Source organism: Cupriavidus sp. TMH.W2 (assembly GCF_050847365.1).
Taxonomy (GTDB): Bacteria; Pseudomonadota; Gammaproteobacteria; order Burkholderiales; family Burkholderiaceae; genus Cupriavidus.
Genome location: NZ_CP193792.1, coordinates 622,916 through 638,927, shown reverse-complemented (window position 1 = coordinate 638,927; position 16,012 = coordinate 622,916). Strand labels below are relative to the sequence as shown.

The 16,012-nt window shown below is 67.9% G+C and carries 14 protein-coding genes and 1 pseudogene; 7 read left to right on the top strand and 8 right to left on the bottom strand.

Going from position 1 to position 16,012, the window contains the following annotated elements:
- The first annotated feature begins 37 nt into the window (after positions 1-37).
- The 6 genes and pseudogenes from ACREYQ_RS03000 to ACREYQ_RS02975 all read left to right on the top strand — a co-directional run bounded on the left by ACREYQ_RS03000 (position 38) and on the right by ACREYQ_RS02975 (position 5,091).
- Positions 38-490, top strand: a complete 453-nt coding sequence (locus tag ACREYQ_RS03000) for a PACE efflux transporter (RefSeq protein ID WP_432259315.1) — start codon at positions 38-40, stop codon at positions 488-490.
- A 115-nt stretch (positions 491-605) separates the two neighbouring features.
- Positions 606-1,535, top strand: a pseudogene (locus ACREYQ_RS02995) (ABC transporter substrate-binding protein); the annotation flags it as partial.
- Positions 1,532-2,119, top strand: coding sequence for a MarR family winged helix-turn-helix transcriptional regulator (locus ACREYQ_RS02990; protein ID WP_432259314.1), 588 nt, complete (start codon positions 1,532-1,534; stop codon positions 2,117-2,119). The pseudogene ACREYQ_RS02995 and the gene ACREYQ_RS02990, both read left to right, overlap by 4 nt.
- Before the next feature lie 48 nt (positions 2,120-2,167).
- Entirely contained in the window at positions 2,168-3,772 is a 1,605-nt protein-coding gene (gene dacB, locus ACREYQ_RS02985; RefSeq protein WP_432259313.1) for a D-alanyl-D-alanine carboxypeptidase/D-alanyl-D-alanine endopeptidase, read from the top strand.
- A gap of 168 nt (positions 3,773-3,940) precedes the next feature.
- Positions 3,941-4,771: an AzlC family ABC transporter permease gene (locus ACREYQ_RS02980; RefSeq protein WP_432259312.1), complete on the top strand. Its 831-nt coding sequence runs from the start codon at positions 3,941-3,943 to the stop codon at positions 4,769-4,771.
- Positions 4,768-5,091 carry an AzlD domain-containing protein gene (locus tag ACREYQ_RS02975; protein ID WP_432259311.1) on the top strand — a complete coding sequence of 108 codons (324 nt, stop codon included), beginning with the start codon at positions 4,768-4,770 and terminating at the stop codon, positions 5,089-5,091. The genes ACREYQ_RS02980 and ACREYQ_RS02975 overlap by 4 nt, the downstream gene beginning before the upstream one ends.
- A 214-nt stretch (positions 5,092-5,305) precedes the next feature.
- On the opposite strand, the gene ACREYQ_RS02970 is transcribed toward ACREYQ_RS02975, so the two are convergent.
- The 7 genes from ACREYQ_RS02970 to ACREYQ_RS02940 all read right to left on the bottom strand — a co-directional run bounded on the left by ACREYQ_RS02970 (position 5,306) and on the right by ACREYQ_RS02940 (position 13,151).
- On the bottom strand, positions 5,306-6,295 hold the full coding sequence (locus ACREYQ_RS02970; protein ID WP_432259310.1) for an L-threonylcarbamoyladenylate synthase: 990 nt from the start codon (positions 6,293-6,295) through the stop codon (positions 5,306-5,308).
- 35 nt (positions 6,296-6,330) lie between these two features.
- A complete protein-coding gene (locus tag ACREYQ_RS02965) occupies positions 6,331-7,575 on the bottom strand; it encodes a 5-(carboxyamino)imidazole ribonucleotide synthase (protein ID WP_432259309.1) in 1,245 nt (414 codons plus the stop codon).
- 42 nt (positions 7,576-7,617) lie between these two features.
- A complete protein-coding gene (gene purE, locus ACREYQ_RS02960) occupies positions 7,618-8,115 on the bottom strand; it encodes a 5-(carboxyamino)imidazole ribonucleotide mutase (RefSeq protein WP_432259308.1) in 498 nt (165 codons plus the stop codon).
- A 118-nt stretch (positions 8,116-8,233) separates the two neighbouring features.
- A complete protein-coding gene (locus ACREYQ_RS02955; protein ID WP_432259307.1) occupies positions 8,234-9,142 on the bottom strand; it encodes a phosphoribosylaminoimidazolesuccinocarboxamide synthase in 909 nt (302 codons plus the stop codon).
- A 162-nt stretch (positions 9,143-9,304) separates the two neighbouring features.
- Entirely contained in the window at positions 9,305-10,369 is a 1,065-nt protein-coding gene (gene fba, locus ACREYQ_RS02950) for a class II fructose-bisphosphate aldolase (RefSeq protein ID WP_432259306.1), read from the bottom strand.
- 55 nt (positions 10,370-10,424) lie between these two features.
- On the bottom strand, positions 10,425-11,861 hold the full coding sequence (gene pyk / locus ACREYQ_RS02945; protein WP_432259305.1) for a pyruvate kinase: 1,437 nt from the start codon (positions 11,859-11,861) through the stop codon (positions 10,425-10,427).
- 93 nt (positions 11,862-11,954) lie between these two features.
- Positions 11,955-13,151: a phosphoglycerate kinase gene (locus tag ACREYQ_RS02940; RefSeq protein WP_432259304.1), complete on the bottom strand. Its 1,197-nt coding sequence runs from the start codon at positions 13,149-13,151 to the stop codon at positions 11,955-11,957.
- A gap of 395 nt (positions 13,152-13,546) precedes the next feature.
- Here ACREYQ_RS02940 and ACREYQ_RS02935 point away from each other — a divergent pair, with 395 nt between their 5' ends.
- Positions 13,547-14,689: a helix-turn-helix transcriptional regulator gene (locus ACREYQ_RS02935; protein WP_432259303.1), complete on the top strand. Its 1,143-nt coding sequence runs from the start codon at positions 13,547-13,549 to the stop codon at positions 14,687-14,689.
- A gap of 4 nt (positions 14,690-14,693) precedes the next feature.
- Here ACREYQ_RS02935 and ACREYQ_RS02930 read toward each other — a convergent pair whose 3' ends face one another.
- Positions 14,694-15,713 carry a Bug family tripartite tricarboxylate transporter substrate binding protein gene (locus tag ACREYQ_RS02930; RefSeq protein WP_432259302.1) on the bottom strand — a complete coding sequence of 340 codons (1,020 nt, stop codon included), beginning with the start codon at positions 15,711-15,713 and terminating at the stop codon, positions 14,694-14,696.
- Positions 15,714-16,012: the final 299 nt, after the last annotated feature.

Sequence of the window (16,012 nt, the reverse complement as noted above, 5' to 3'; positions counted from 1 at the left end):
ACTAAGCTCCATCGCGTTTTTGCTGCAAGGAGAAACCATGCGCACTACCTGGGACCGGATCCGCCATGCCGTCGGCTTCGAAGTGGTCGGGCTGCTGATCTTCGCCCCGCTGGCCAGCTGGGCCTTCGGCTATGAACTGCACCAGATGGGCCTGATCGGCGCGGTCGCCTCGCTGATCGCCACCGGCTGGAACTACCTGTACAACGTGCTGTTCGACAAGGGCATGCTGCGTTTCACCGGCCAGCTGCGCAAGTCGGTGCCGGTGCGCGTGCTGCACGCCGTGCTGTTCGAACTCGGCCTGCTGATCGTGTTCCTGCCGTCGGTGGCGTGGTACCTGGACATCAGCCTGGTCGACGCGCTCATCATGGACATCGCCGTGGCCGGCTTCTACATGGTCTACGCGCTGGTGTACAACTGGCTGTACGACACTGTCTTCCCGGTGCCCGCGCTGAAGGCACAAGCCAAGCCGGAAGGCACCGCGCTCGGCTGAGCGCGGGTTTTTCCCGACCCCGGAGGCATCATCCCGGGGGGCTCCCCCGTCTTGCGGCGACTGGTCTTCTCTGAGCCGCTGCGCCGCCAGGCCCGCTCGCTGGTCAACCGGATTGCCGAGGCAGGGCGCCAGGGTGGCGCGCCGTTTTGTCTCCGAGGACAAGGTCGACATCATCCTGGGCTCATCCGCGGTGGCGCCGTCGATCGCCATTGCCGAGGTGGCCGATGAAGCCCAGACCGGGCAGCTGGCGTTCTCGCCGATCGAACTGAAGCCCGGGCACGGTGCCTGGACCTTCAGGCTGGCGCAGCCGGTGCGGCTGATGGCCAATGCCGTGGCCGCCACCGCCAAGAACAACGGCGTCAAGACCATCGGCTATATCGGCTTTGCCGATGCCTATGGCGAGACCTGGCTGAAGGACTTCACCGAAGCCGCCACGGCCAACGGCATCCGCCTGATCGCCACCGAGCGCTACGGCCGCGCCGATACCAGCGTGACCGCGCAGGCCATCAAGCTGATCGCCGCCAAACCCGATGCCATCCTGATCGCCGGCGCCGGCACCGGTGCCGCACTGCCGCACACCACGCTGCGCGAGCGCGGTTACGGCGGCACCATCTACCAGACCCACGGCGCGGCCACCAGGGACCTGATCCGCATCGGCGGGCGCCTGGTCGACGGCGCGATCCTGCCGGCCGGGCCGGTGATCGTGCCGGAGCAGCTGCCGGTGGGCGACCCGGTGCGCAAGCCGGGACTCGACGACGTCACCCGCTATGAAAAGCAATACGGTGCCGACAGCCCCACGCAGTTCGGCGCCCATGCCTACGATGCCGGGCTGGTGCTGGAACGCATCGTGCCGGTGGCGCTCCAGCACGCCAGGCCGGGAACGCCGGCGTTCCGCCAGGCGCTGCGCACGGCGCTGGAGACCGAGCGCGACATCGTGGTTTCGCACGGCGTGCTCAATTACAGTGGGCAAGACCACTATGGCTTTGACCAGCGCGGGCGCGTTATGCTGACAATCGAGAACGGCAACTGGAAACTGCTCAAATGAGCTCCGACGCATCCGCCACACCGCCCGCCGCCCGCGCGCGCGCGGGCAGCACCACCGCCGCGCCTGCGCGGCGCAAGGCGCGGGACCCGCTCGCGCCGGATCCGGCTGCCAGCTACGGTGCCGAGGCCGGCTTCGACCCGCATGTGCCGAACGTCGACTACGGCGTGCTCGACAGCCTGATCGGCTACGCCATCCGCCGCGCGCAGATCCGCATCTACGAAGACTTCGTGCATTCGCTGGCGCAATGGCAGATCACGCCGCCGCGCTTCTCGGCGCTGGTGATCATCTCGCGCAACCCGCACCTGAAGCTGACCGAGCTGGCGCAGATCCTCGGCATCGCGCGCTCGGGTGCGGTGCTGCTGGTGGATGCGCTGGAAGAGATGAACCTGGTGGCGCGCCGCCCGGCACCGGGCGACCGGCGCGCCTACAGCCTGGTGCTGACCACGGCCGGGCGCCGCACGCTGGAAGCGGCCACGCAGGTGGTGGTGGCGCACGACGCCCATGCCGGCTCGGCACTGACCGAGGCCGAGCAGGCCACGCTGAAGTCGCTGCTGGCACGGCTGGCTCCGCCGCGCGCCGGCTAAGCGCAGCCGGCAAACCTGTCATCCGCTTGCCAGCGGCCATGCGTTAACATGGCCGCCATGCCAAGAACAATCGCCGCGCTTAACCCATCGCCTCATGCATCGCGACCCGGCGCCCTGCTGCGCCGCCTGTCGCCATTGCTCTCGCCCATCCTTGCCGCCGTGCTGCTGGCCGGCGGTCCGGCGCTCACCCCGGCGCAAGCCAGGCCGCCCGCCAAGGCAGCCAAAGCCGCCAATCCTGCAAAGGCTCCGAAGGCGGCAGCCGATCCGGCGCTGGTACGCGCCGGCGTGCCGGCCCCGGTGGCCGCGGCGCTGCGCCACGCCGGTGTGCCGCCCTCGGCGGCCAGCTTCTACGTGGTCAGGCTGGGCGCCGGCACTGCCCGTGCCAGCTGGAACGCGCAGCAGCCGATGAACCCGGCCTCGACCATGAAGCTGGTCACCACCTTCGCCGGATTGCAGCTGCTGGGGCCCGACTACCGCTGGCAGACCTCGCTCTATGCCGACGCGCAGCCTGCCGCCGACGGCACCATCAACGGCAACGTCTACCTGCGCGGCCACGGCGACCCCAAGCTGGTGCCCGAGGAAATGGCCAAGCTGGTGGCCAAGGCGCGCACCGCGGGCGCCACCGCCATCAATGGCGACCTGGTGCTGGACCGCAGCTACTTTGCCGACGGCCTGGACGGCAGCGGCACCATCGACGGCGAGGTGCAGCGCGCCTACAACGTCGGTCCGGACGCGCTGCTCTATGCCTTCAAGACGCTGTCGTTCACGCTGACGCCGGACCCGGCCACCCGGACCGTGGCGGTCAGCGTCACGCCTGAGCTGGCCCAGCTCAAGCTGGACAACCGGCTGACGCTGACCAGCGGCCGCTGCGGCGACTGGCAGAGCAGCGCCAACCCGGCCGTGCTGCCGCAAGCCGACGGCACCGTGCTGGCCTCGTTCTCCGGCGACTATGCCAGCGACTGCGGCGAGCACGTGCTCAATATCGCCACGCTGTCGCATGCGGAATTCACCTGGGGCGGCTTTGTCGCCGAGTGGCAGCGCGCCGGCGGGACCTTTGCCCACTTGCCCGGGCTGCGCAGCGGCAAGGTGCCGCGCGGCGCGGTGCTGCTGGCGCGCCACTACGGCCTGCCCCTGGCGGACATCGTGCGCGACATCAACAAGTACTCCAACAACGTGATGGCACGCCAGCTGTTCCTGACCATCGGCGCCGAGATCGACCGCGGCGGCCCGGCCAGCACCGGGCGCTCGACCCGCGTGGTGCAGCGCTGGCTGGCGCGCCAGGGGCTGGACATGCCCGGCCTGGTGCTGGACAACGGCTCGGGCCTGTCGCGCGCGGAACGGATCAGCGCCTACGACATGGCACGCCTGCTGCAGCAGGCCGCGGCCAGCGACGTGGGGCCGGCGCTGATCGATTCGCTGCCGGTGCTGGGCGTCGACGGCACGCTGCGCAACCGCCTGACGCGCGCCCATGCCGCCGGCAACGGTTACCTGAAGACCGGCACGCTGGCCGATGTGCGCGCGCTGGCCGGCTATGTCGATGCTGCCGACGGCGGCCGCTACGTGGTGGTGAGCATGATCAACCATCCCAACGCCGCGCAGGCGCAGGAAGCCCACGACGCGCTGCTGCAGTGGGTGTATCGCGGCGCACCTTGAGGGTTCTCAAGGCCCTCTGACGCCAACGCTGCGGCGGCATTTTGTTAAGCGGCCGCTTACCAGCGCGCGATCCCACCTTATAATGCCAGGGTGCCGGCCGCGTCCTGCGGCGGCAGCCTTCCGGGCCGGCCCTCGGCCCCGGGCCTGCATTGCCCCTCTTCCTCTGACATGACTTCCCGACAACCCCCGGTGTGGTTGCGCCTCTGGCATCGCTTCGCACCGGCCGAACGCGCCGGCTTTTTCGACGGCGTGCGCCGCTTTGCCCCATCCCTGCCCGCTGTGTTTTCCTGGGGCCTGGTCACGGGCGTGGCGATGAGCAAATCCGTGCTGACCGTGCCCGAGGCCATCGGCATGTCGCTGCTGGCCTATGCCGGTTCGGCGCAACTGGCGGTGCTGCCGCTGTTCGCGGCCGGGTTGCCGCTGTGGACCATCTGGCTGACCGCGGCCATGGTGAACCTGCGCTTCGTGATCTTCAGCGCGGCCATGCAGCCGCATTTCAGCTACCTGACGCTGGCGCGGCGCACGGTGCTGGGCTTCTTCAACGGCGACCTGCACTTCGTCTACTTCATGCAGAAGTACAGCACGCCCGGCCATGAGCCAGGCAAGGAAGGCTACTTCTGGGGCATGGCGCTGACCAACTTCGCCATGTGGCAGGTGTCGTCGATTCTGGGGATCGTGCTGGCGAGCGTGTTTCCGGACAGCTGGGGACTGGGGCTGGCGGGCACGATGGCCCTGATCCCGGTGATGATCGCCACCATCAATTCGCGCTCGACGCTGATGGCGGTGGTGATCTCGTCAGTGCTGGCGCTGCTGTGCTTCGACCTGCCGTACCGGCTTGGGCTGGTGGTGGCGGTGGTCGGCGCGCTCGCCGCGGGCATGGCCAGCGATGAGCTGATGGCACGCGCGACGCTGCGCGGCATCAATCGGCGCAAGCGTGCGCCTGCGGCCAGTCCCGCGACCAGTAGTGCGGCGGACGTGCCGCCGGGAGACCGCGCATGAGCCATACCGAAATCTGGATCGCGCTGGTCGGCATGGCGCTGGTCACCGTGATCACGCGCGCGCTGTTCCTGATGGCTGGCGAACATGTGAGCGTGCCTGACCGCATCCAGCGGGCGCTGCGCTATGCGCCGGCCGCGGCGCTGGCGGCCATCATCCTGCCTGACCTGATGACGTGGCAGGGGCATTTCACGCTGGCGCTTACCAACTACAAGCTGATGGCGGGGATTGCTGCGACGTTGTTCTACGTGCTGACGCGGAAGATGGTGGGGATGATTCTGGTGGGGATGGCGGTTTATACGGCCTTGAGGCTGCTGGGGTGAGTTGGCGGCAGCGTGCTTGGCATGCGCCGGCCCTCACCCCCGCCCCTCTCCCGCAAGCGGGAGAGGGGAGCAAACCGCCGGCGTGCTGAGGTGGTCAGCCAGCCCGGTTCCATTCGCTTCCCGCTTGTGTGCTCCCTCTCCCGCGTGCGGGAGAGGGCTGGGGTGAGGGCCGGCGCCTCAACGAAGTAGGTCCAGCGACAAGCCGCCGCCCGCCCTACCCCCCAAACGCCGCCGCGGCCCGCTCCAGCCTATCCCGCACCCCGGCCCAGTCCTGCCCTTCCGGCAGCACCTCGAACATCAGCTGCGTATAGCCCTGCTTGTCCAGCTTGCGCAGCAGCCGGTACAACTCCCGCGCATAGGCCGCCGCGTCACCCGGCGCCTGCACCCACGTACAGCGCTGGTCCACCAGCGGCGCCCGGCCCACCCACGCCACGCGGGCATCCTCCGGCAGCAAGGCCAGCTGCGCCGAAGCGGCTTGCGCATCGGCCAGCAGCAGCGGCGTGTGCGGTGCGTAGTGCGCCTTGAGCGTGCCTGAAGCGCGCGGTGCCGCGGCATCGGGCGGCAGCGGGGCCGCGCCCAATACCTGCGCCATCATCGCCGCAGTGATCGCCCCCGGACGCAACAGCACCGGGCCGATGCCCTGATCCAGCCGCGACAGGTCGACGATGGTCGATTCGATCCCCACCTCCACGCCATCGCCTTCCAGCACATAGACCGCGTCGCCGAATTCATCGCGCACATGCTGCGCGGTAGTCGGGCTGACCTGGCCGAACTTGTTGGCCGACGGCGCGGCGATGCCGCCGCGGCCGCGCTTGAAGCGCGCCAGCAGCGCCTGCGCCACCGGGTGCGACGGGCACCGCACGCCGATGCTGTCCTGGCCGCCGGCGACGGCCGGGTGGATATGCGCGGCGCGCTTCAGGATCAGCGTCAGCGGGCCGGGCCAGAAGGCCTCGATCAGCTGCCGCGCGGTCTCGGGGACCGCGTCGGTCCAGTAGCCGATATCGGCGCCGTCGACCACGTGCACGATCACCGGATGGTTCGACGGCCGGCCCTTGAGCGCGAAGATGCGCGCGACCGCCTCGGGGTTCTCGGCGTCGGCGCCGAGCCCGTAAACGGTCTCGGTGGGAAAGGCGACCAGTTGCCCGGCCTCGAGCAGGCGGACGGCTTCGTCCAGTTCAGCGGCCGTGGGCATGCGCGGCGACATCGTATTCCTTGGAGCTATGGCTTCAGAGCGGGATATCAGAGCGGGATGTGCAGCGCCCGCGCGGCGGCGGCAAAGGCGGCGTCGGCCGCTTCGGCATGCTCGCCCACGCAGTTGACGTGCCCCATCTTGCGCGACGGGCGCGCATCGCTCTTGCCGTACAGGTGCAGCTTGGCGCCGGGTTGCGCCATCACTTCGTCCCAGGCCGGCGTGCGTTCCAGGCCGAACTCGAACCACACGTCGCCCAGCAGGTTCAGCATCTTGCCGGCCGAGTGCTGGCGCGTGCGGCCCAGCGGCAGGCGCGCCATGGCGCGCACCTGCTGCTCGAACTGGCTGGTCTCGCACGCGTCCATGGTGATATGGCCGGAATTGTGCGGGCGCGGCGCCATCTCGTTGGCGACCAGCGAGCCGTCGGTCAGCACGAAGAACTCGATGCACAGCACGCCCACATAGCCCATCTCAGTAGCGATGGCCGCGGCCGCGGCGCGCGCGCGGTCGGCGATGTCCGGCGAGACACTGGTCGACGGCATCTCGGTCGAAAACAGGATGCCGTCGCGATGCACGTTCTCGGCCAGCGGCCAGGTGGCGGTGGCGCCGTCCGCGGCACGCGCGGCCAGCACCGATACCTCATAGGCCAGCGGCAGCATCTGCTCCAGCACGCACGGCACGTGCTGCATGGCGTTCCACGCGGCGCGCACGTCGTCGCGCGTCTTCACGCGCGCCTGGCCCTTGCCGTCGTAGCCCATGCGCGCGGTCTTGAGGATGCCGGGGAGGACGTGGTCGGGCACTTGGTCGATATCGGCATCGTGCTGGATCACCCAGTGCGGGGCCGGCGGCACGCCGGTGCGCTCGGCGCAGGCGGCAAAGAACTTCTTCTCGCCGATGCGGTTCTGCGCGATCGACACGCAGTAGCCGCGCGGCGCGACAAAGGCGCCCAGCTGCTCCAGCCGGTCCAGCGACAGCGACGGCACGTTCTCGAACTCGGTGCTCACCGCCTGGCACAGCTTGCCCATCTCGGCGAGCGCGCCTTCGTCGGTGTAATGCGCACAGATATGCTTGTCCGCCACCGAGCCCGCCGGGCTGTCCTGGTCCGGGTCGAGCACGCACACGCGATATCCCATCGCCTGCGCCGCATGCGTGAACATGCGGCCAAGCTGGCCGCCGCCCAGCATGCCGAGCCACGCGCCGGGCAGGATTGGCGCGTCGGGGCGGTCGACGCCGAACTCGGCGCGCGATTCCGGCGTATGGGCTTCGGAGAGGTAGGGATGGATATCGGTAGGCATTGCTCGGTTCCGTGGGAGGTCCGGATGATTACAGCGGCAGCATTACAACGGCAACGTCATCGCGCGCGCGGCTTCGGTCTGCTTCGCGCGGAACGCTTCCAGCGCGCCGGCCAGCGCCTCGTCGGTGGCGGCCAGCGTGGCGATCGCGTGCAGCGCGGCATTGGCGGCACCCGCCTCGCCGATGGCGAAGGTGGCCACCGGCACGCCCTTGGGCATCTGCACGATCGACAGCAGCGAATCCTCGCCGCGCAGGTACTTGGACGGCACCGGCACGCCGAACACCGGCACGATGGTCTTGGCGGCGATCATGCCGGGCAGGTGCGCGGCCCCGCCGGCACCGGCGATGATGGCGCGCAGGCCGCGGCTGCGCGCGCTCTCGGCATAGCGGAACATGTCGTCCGCCATGCGGTGCGCGGACACCACCTGGGCCTCGAACGGCACGCCGAAATCCTTCAGCATGGCCACCGCGTGCTGCATCACGTCCCAGTCGGAACTGCTGCCCATCACTACGCCGACCAGCGGCTTGTCTTGCTTGCTCACTTTGTCTGTTCCTTCTGTTGTCGTTCCCGCGAAGGCGGGAACCCAGTGACTTTGTCTTCGGCTTCAACGCAGCGCAAAAGACGCTGGATTCCCGCCTACGCGGGAATGACGAAGTGGTTTACTGCAGTTCTTCGCCCGTCAGGCGCGTCAGCGCTTCACGGTACTTGGCGGCGGTCTTCCCGATCACGTCGCCGGGCAGTTGCGGCGCCGGCGCGGTCTTGGGCCAGGGCTTGCCGTCGATGCGCACGGCCTCCAGCCAGTCGCGCACGAACTGCTTGTCGAACGACGGCGGGTTGGTGCCAACCTGGTACGAATCCGCCGGCCAGAAACGCGACGAATCGGCGGTCAGCACTTCGTCCATCAGCGTCAGCACGCCGTTGTCGTCCAGGCCAAATTCAAACTTGGTGTCGGCGATGATGATGCCGCGCGTGGCCGCGAACTCGGCCGCTTCCTTGTACAGGCGGATCGAGATCTCGCGCATCTGGCGCGCCAGCGCGATGCCGATGCGGGCCTCGACCTCGGTGAACGAGATGTTCTCGTCATGCTCGCCCATCTCGGCCTTGGCCGCCGGCGTGAAGATCGGCTCGGGCAGCTTCTGCGCGTTCTGCAGGCCCGGCGGCAGCTCGATGCCGCACACCTTGCCGGTGGCCTGGTAGTCCTTCCAGCCGCTGCCGGCAAGGTAGCCGCGCACCACGGCTTCGACCAGGATCGGCTTCAGGCGCTTGACCACCACGGCGCGGCCCTTGACCTGCTCCACTTCCTCCGGCGCGACCACCGTCTCGGGCGCGATGCCGGTCTCGTGGTTCGGCACGATGTGCGCGAGCTTCCTGAACCAGAAGTTGGCCATCTGGTTCAGCACGCGGCCCTTGTCGGGGATCGGCTCGCCCATGATGACGTCGAACGCCGACAGGCGGTCGGTGGTGACGATCAGCAGCTTGTCATTGCCGACGGCATAGTTGTCGCGCACCTTGCCGTGGCCCAGCAGCGGCAGCGAGTTGATGGAGGACTGGTAGAGAGCGTTGGACATGATGGTTCCGATCGAGCGGAGGTAAAGCAAAGCGTCTGCAAAAACACTGACGCTTAAAAATGCGTCGTCCCCGCGAAGGCGGGGACCCAGTGACTTTTGCCTTTGGTCAGCGCCGCGTTAAAGACGCTGGGTTCCCGCCTACGCGGGAACGACGATTAAAACTTACTGCACAACCTGGGCCAGCTTGCCCGCCTTGTACTGCTGCGCGACGTCGGTCAGGCCGACCGGCTTGATCTTGCTGGCCTGGCCTTCGCAGCCGAAGGCGATGTAGCGCGCCTTGCACACCAGCTTGGCGGCTTCGCGGGCCGGCTTCAGGTATTCGCGCGGGTCGAACTTGCCCGGGTTCTCGGCCAGGAAGCGGCGGATCGCCGCGGTCATGGCCAGCCGGATGTCGGTGTCGATGTTGATCTTGCGCACGCCGTACTTGATGGCTTCCTGGATTTCCTCGACCGGCACGCCGTAGGTTTCCTTCATGTCGCCGCCAAACTTGCGGATCTCTTCCAGCAGTTCCTGCGGCACCGACGACGAGCCGTGCATCACCAGGTGGGTGTTGGGGATGCGGGCGTGGATTTCCTTGATGCGGCTGATCGCCAGGATGTCGCCGGTGGGCTTGCGGGTGAACTTGTAGGCGCCGTGCGAGGTGCCGATGGCAATGGCCAGGGCGTCCAGCTGGGTGGCCTTGACGAAGTCGGCGGCCTGCTCCGGATCGGTCAGCAGCATGGAGTGGTCCAGCACGCCGGCGGCGCCGATGCCGTCTTCTTCGCCGGCTTCACCGGTTTCCAGCGAGCCCAGGCAGCCCAGTTCGCCTTCCACGGTCACGCCGACGGCGTGTGCCAGCTGCACCACCTTGCGGGTGACGTCGATGTTGTAATCGTACTCGGCCGGGGTCTTGCCGTCTTCGCGCAGCGAGCCGTCCATCATCACCGACGAGAAGCCCAGGTCGATCGCGCCCTGGCAGATCGCCGGCGACTGGCCGTGGTCCTGGTGCATCACCACCGGAATGTGCGGGTAGGCTTCGACCGCGGCTTCGATCAGATGGCGCAGGAAGTGCTCGCCGGCGTATTTGCGCGCGCCGGCCGAGGCTTGCATGATCACCGGGGCGTTGACCTCGTCGGCGGCCTGCATGATGGCCTGCACTTGCTCGAGGTTGTTGACGTTGAAGGCCGGCAGGCCGTAGCTGTTCTCGGCAGCGTGGTCCAGCAGCTGGCGCATCGAAACGAGTGGCATGTCTAACTCCTAAATGAAAATGGGGTGTCTTCCGCGTATTCTTTTGTCGGCGCTCTCAGCTGCCCACCCTGACGATCTTCAGGGTGTTGGTGCCGCCCGGCTGGCCCATCGGCTCGCCGATGGTCAGCACGATGAAATCGCCGCGCTGCACCACGCCCTGCGCCAGCAGCAGTTCCTCGGCCTGCTCCAGCGCGGTATCGCGGTCGGCGCTGGACTGCAGCGGCAGCGGCACCACGTTGCGGTAGAGCTGCATCTTGCGCTGCGAGGCCAGGTTGGGCGTCATCGCATAGATCGGCACATGGATGCGGTGGCGGCTCATCCACAGGGCGGTGGCGCCGGAATCGGTCAGCGCGGCGATCGCCTTCACCTGCAGGTGATAGGCCGTGAACAGCGCCCCCATCGCCACCGACTGGTCGATGCGCGCAAAGGTCTGGTTCAGGAAATCGGTGTCGAGCTGCACCACCTCGGACTTCTCGGCCTCGACGCAGACCGCGGCCATGGCCTCGACGGTCTCCACCGGATAGCGGCCGGCGGCGGTTTCGGCCGACAGCATCACCGCGTCGGTGCCGTCCAGCACGGCGTTGGCCACGTCCGAGACCTCGGCGCGCGTGGGCACCGGATTGACGATCATGCTCTCCATCATCTGGGTGGCGGTGATGGTCAGCTTGTTGGCCTCGCGCGCGAGCTTGATCATGCGCTTCTGCAGCGCCGGGACGGCGGCGTTGCCGACCTCGACGGCCAGGTCGCCGCGCGCCACCATGATGCCGTCGGAGGCCTGCAGGATTTCTTCCAGCACACCCGGACGGATGGCCTCGGCACGCTCGATCTTGGCGATCATGCGGGCCTTGTGGCCGTGCGGCTGGCCGGCCACGGCGGCCAACTGGCGCGCCATTTCCATGTCGGTGGCGTTCTTGGGGAAACTGACGGCGACGTAGTCCGCGCCCAGGGCCATGGCGGTCTTGATGTCGTCCATGTCCTTGGCGGTCAGCGCCGGCGCCGACAGGCCGCCGCCCTGGCGGTTGATACCCTTGTTGTTGGACAGCTCGCCGCCCACGCGCACGGTGGTGAAGATCTCGGTGCCGAACACGCGCTCCACCACCAGCACGATCAGGCCGTCGTTGAGCAACAGCAGGTCGCCCGGGCCGACGTCGCGCGGCAGGTCCTGGTAGTCCAGGCCGGCGCGCTGCTCGTTGCCGAGCTGGCAGTTCGAATCAAGGATGAACGGGTCGCCCGGCTTGAGCGTGATCTTGCCGTGCTCGAACTTGCCCACGCGGATCTTGGGGCCCTGCAGGTCGGCCATGATGGCGATTTCGCGCCCGCACGCCTGCGCCGCCTCGCGCACCAGGCTGGCCCGGTCGAGGTGGTCCTGGGCGGTGCCGTGCGAAAAGTTCAGCCGCACCACGTCGACTCCCGCTGCGATCATGCGCGTCAGGATTTCCAGCGAGCTGGAGGCGGGGCCGATGGTGGCGACGATCTTGGTGGAACGGGTCATGCGCGGATTTCCTGGTTCAGGGCCAATGGCCCGGGGGCCCACTAGCGCGGACCGGCGGGCCGCTGGGGCACCGCCAGGCCCGGGACGGATGCGTCAGCCTGCGGCGCGCTGCTCCAGCACTTCGAATGCAGGCAGCTTCTTGCCTTCCAGGAATTCCAGGAACGCGCCGCCACCGGTAGAGATATAGCCCACGCGGTCGGCAATGCCGTACTTGGCGATCGCGGCCAGCGTGTCGCCGCCGCCGGCGATCGAGAATGCCTTCGATTCAGCGATGGCCTGGGCCAGCACCCTGGTGCCGTTGCCGAACTGGTCGAACTCGAACACGCCCACCGGGCCGTTCCAGACGATGGTGCCGGCGGCTTTCAACTGCTCGGCCAGCATGGCGGCGGTCCTGGGGCCGATGTCCAGGATCATGTCGTCGTCGGCCACGTCCTTGACGTCCTTGACCGTGGCCGCGGCGCTGGCGCTGAATTCCTTCGCGCACACCACGTCGACCGGAATCGGCACCGAGGCGCCGCGGGCGGCCATGATGTCGATGATGGCCCTGGCATCGCCGGCCAGGTCGGCTTCAGCCAGCGACTTGCCGATCTTCAGGCCGGCGGCCAGCATGAAGGTATTGGCGATGCCGCCGCCGACGACCAGGTTGTCGACCTTGTCGGCCAGCGACTTCAGGATGGTCAGCTTGGTCGAGACCTTGGAGCCGGCCACGATCGCCACCAGCGGGCGGGCGGGCTGGCCCAGCGCCTTGCCCAGCGCGTCGATCTCGGCGGCCAGCAGCGGGCCGGCGCAGGCGATCGGGGCGTATTTGGCGATGCCATGGGTGGTGGCTTCGGCGCGGTGGGCGGTGCCGAAGGCATCGTTCACGTAGACGTCACACAGCCTGGCCATTTTCTGGGCCAGTTCATCGCTGTTCTTCTTTTCGCCCTTGTTCACGCGGCAGTTTTCCAGCAGCACCACCTGGCCCGGCGCCACGTCAACGCCGTCGACCCAGTTCTGCACCAGCCTGACCGGCTTGCCCAGCAACGCCGACAGGCGCGTGGCGATCGGCGCCAGCGAGTCCTCGGGCTTGAACTCGCCCTCGGTCGGGCGGCCCAGGTGGGACGTGACCATTACCGCCGCGCCGGCTGCCAGGCAGGCCTCGATGGCCGGCACCGAGGCACGGATGCGGGTGTCCTCGGTGATATTGCCGGCGTCGTCCTGCGGCACGTTCAGGTCGGCGCGGATAAACACCCGCTTGCCGGAGATTTTGCCTTGGGAAATCAGATCGGAAAGACGCAGGACAGAGGTCATGACGGTGGATGGCGCGAGATTTCGCTGCAAATTCGGGGAATCAGGCATTTTACCTGATCGCGATCAACGCTTTGCCGATTCCGGACCGCGGCGAACTGGTGATGAGTCCTGAAAATCACAAACAGGCAGAGCGCCTGCGCCCCGGCAGGTCCGTATCCCCACGAAAGGAGGGGTCGCGCCCATTTCCCTCATATCCCCCGAGTGCGGTAATGTATGTAACGTCTGGTACAACAGACACGCAGACGCGCCACAGCCGGTCCCGGAATCGGCCATAACAACAGACGGGCAATAACAAGCACCCAGAACAATAAAGCATGCCGGTGTGCGGGCGATCGCATGGCCGTCGCCACGCGAAAAAAGTGTTAAAAATACAAGAAGTAAAAAGAAGGGAAGCCATGAGCGACACACAGATGCACGACACCATTCGCGCGCTGTACGAGGGGATCTTCGACGCCGACGCCTGGCAGCGCAGCCTGGGCGCGCTGTGCCAGGCCAGCCGCAGCACCCATGCCCATCTGCTGGTGCTCGACACGGTCCACGAGCGCGTGCTGGTGAGCCAGGAGGTCAACCCCATGCCGGAGGCCGTGGCCGCCTACCGCGAACAGTACGCAGCCATCGACCCTGCGCTGCCGATCGCCAGGCGCATGTCGGTCGGCAACTGGTATATCGATTCCCGGGACCTGGGCGCGCAGGCGATGCGTCAGTCGCCCTTCTACGGCGAATTCCTGCGGCAGATCGAACAGTCCTCGGTGATGGCCTGCCTGATCGAGCGCCAGCCGCACTACGACGTCTTCCTGTCGCTGCAGCGCCCGCGGGGCCACGACCACTATTCGCCCGAGGACGCGCGCGCGCTCGACTGGGCGATCCCGCACATGCGCCAGGCCATGGCCCTGCGCGAGCGCACCCTCCAGGTGTCGGCACTGGCGCATGCGTCATCGCAGCTGATGGAGCGGCTGCCGTTCGGCGTGATCGTGTTCCGCGACGACGGCAAGCCCCTGCTGGCCAACCGCATCGGCGAGACCTGGGTGCGCCGGCTGCTGCCGGCGGTGTCGATCGAAGCCAGCGCCGCGGCAGCGCCCGCCGCAACCGCGGGAGAAGAAGAAAGATGGCAATTGTCGCGCCCGTTCGCGGACGCGTTGCGGGCCGTGTCCTGCCCGGCCAATCCGCAGCCGGCGCAGGCGCTGCGCGCGGCCGATGGCGCCGGCCGCCAGGCGCAGGTGATCCTGCTGCCGCTGCCCCCTGCCCATCACCTGGCAATGGACTGGCAGCGGCCCAGCGTGCTGGTGGCCATCCATGAGCCCGGCGCCGCGCCGATGACGCTGCCGGCCGTCCTGCGCGACCTCTATGGCCTTACGCCGGCCGAGATCCGGCTGGCCTTGCAGTTGTCATCGGGCATTGGCCTGCCCGAGGCGTGCGAGCTGATCGGGATCCGGCGCGAGACCGGGCGCACGCAGTTGAAGGCGGTCTTCACCAAGACCGGGACCGGCACGCAGGCGCAACTGGCGCACCTGCTCACTCGGCTGGGAGTGCGGACCTAGCGCGTCAGTCGATCGACGCGCCCACAGTCTTGACCACCCCCGACCACTTCTGGCGGTCGGCCTTCACCGTGGCCTTGAACTGGTCCACGGTCTCGACCCGCGGCGTGTTGCCGGCGTCGATCAGCTTCTGGCGGATCGCCGGCGTTTCCAAGGCCACCTTGACCGCGTCATTGATCTTGCGCGCGATCTTCGGGTCCAGCCCCTTCGGCCCGAAGAAGCCGAACCAGATGGTGCTGTTGAAGCCGGGCAGGCCGCTCTCGGCAATGGTCGGCACCTCGGGAATCACCTGCACGCGCTTGCTGGTGGTCACGCCCAGCAGGCGCACCTTGCCGGCGCGGTACTGCGGCAGCACGCTCTGCACCTGGTTGAAGATGCAGCAGACCTCGCCCTTCACCACCGCCTGCAGCGCGTCGGGGCCGCCCTTGTAGGGCACGTGGACCATGTCCAGGCCGGCGCGCGCGTTGAACTCGGCAAACGCCAGGTGCGTGCCGGTGCCATTGCCGGTGGAGGCAAAGTTGTACTTGCCCGGGTTGGCCTTGACCTTCTCGATGAATTCCTTCACCGATTTCACATCGAGCACCGCCGGGTTGACGGTCAGCACGTTGGAGACCTCGACCAGCGGCGCGATCGGGGTGAAATCGGCTTCGGCATCGAACGGCAGGTTCTTGTACAGCGCCGAATTGATGCCGTGCGTGGCGGCGGTGCCCAGCAGCAGCGTGTAGCCGTCCGGCCTGGCATGCGCCACCACCTCGGAGGCGACGTTGCCGCCGGCGCCCGGCCGGTAGTCGTAGACGATGGTGGTCTTCAGCGACTTCTGCAGCGATTCCTGCAGCGTGCGGCCGACGATGTCGACGCCCGAGCCCGCGGTGAAGCCCATCAGGATCGCCACCGGCTGCGCCGGCCACTCGCCTTGCGCGCGGGCGGGCGTGCTGACCGTGCTGACGGCAGCGGCGGCGCACAGCACGGCCAGGCCGGTTGCGGAACGGAAGGACAAGCGCGGCAGCAGGCGGGACGAAGTAGGCATGGGGGCACCGTCGGAAAGTATCAGCAAGGTAAGACCCGGCGCGGCGGGTAATGCCATTCAGTCAACCACCGTCGTTCCCGCGCAGGCGGGAACCCAGTGACTTTCAAAAGACGCTGGATTCCCGCCTGCGCGGGAATGACACTAGATATGGATACCAAAACTGGACAGCATTGCGCGCACGGGTCCGCACAGTGGCCGGGGTCTGAGCCCCGGGCCAGCGCCACACGATAGCAAGGTTCCCGCCAGAACCAAACGACCGAGTTCACTTGAAGGTATGCCTTCGGAGCATATGTGTCGCC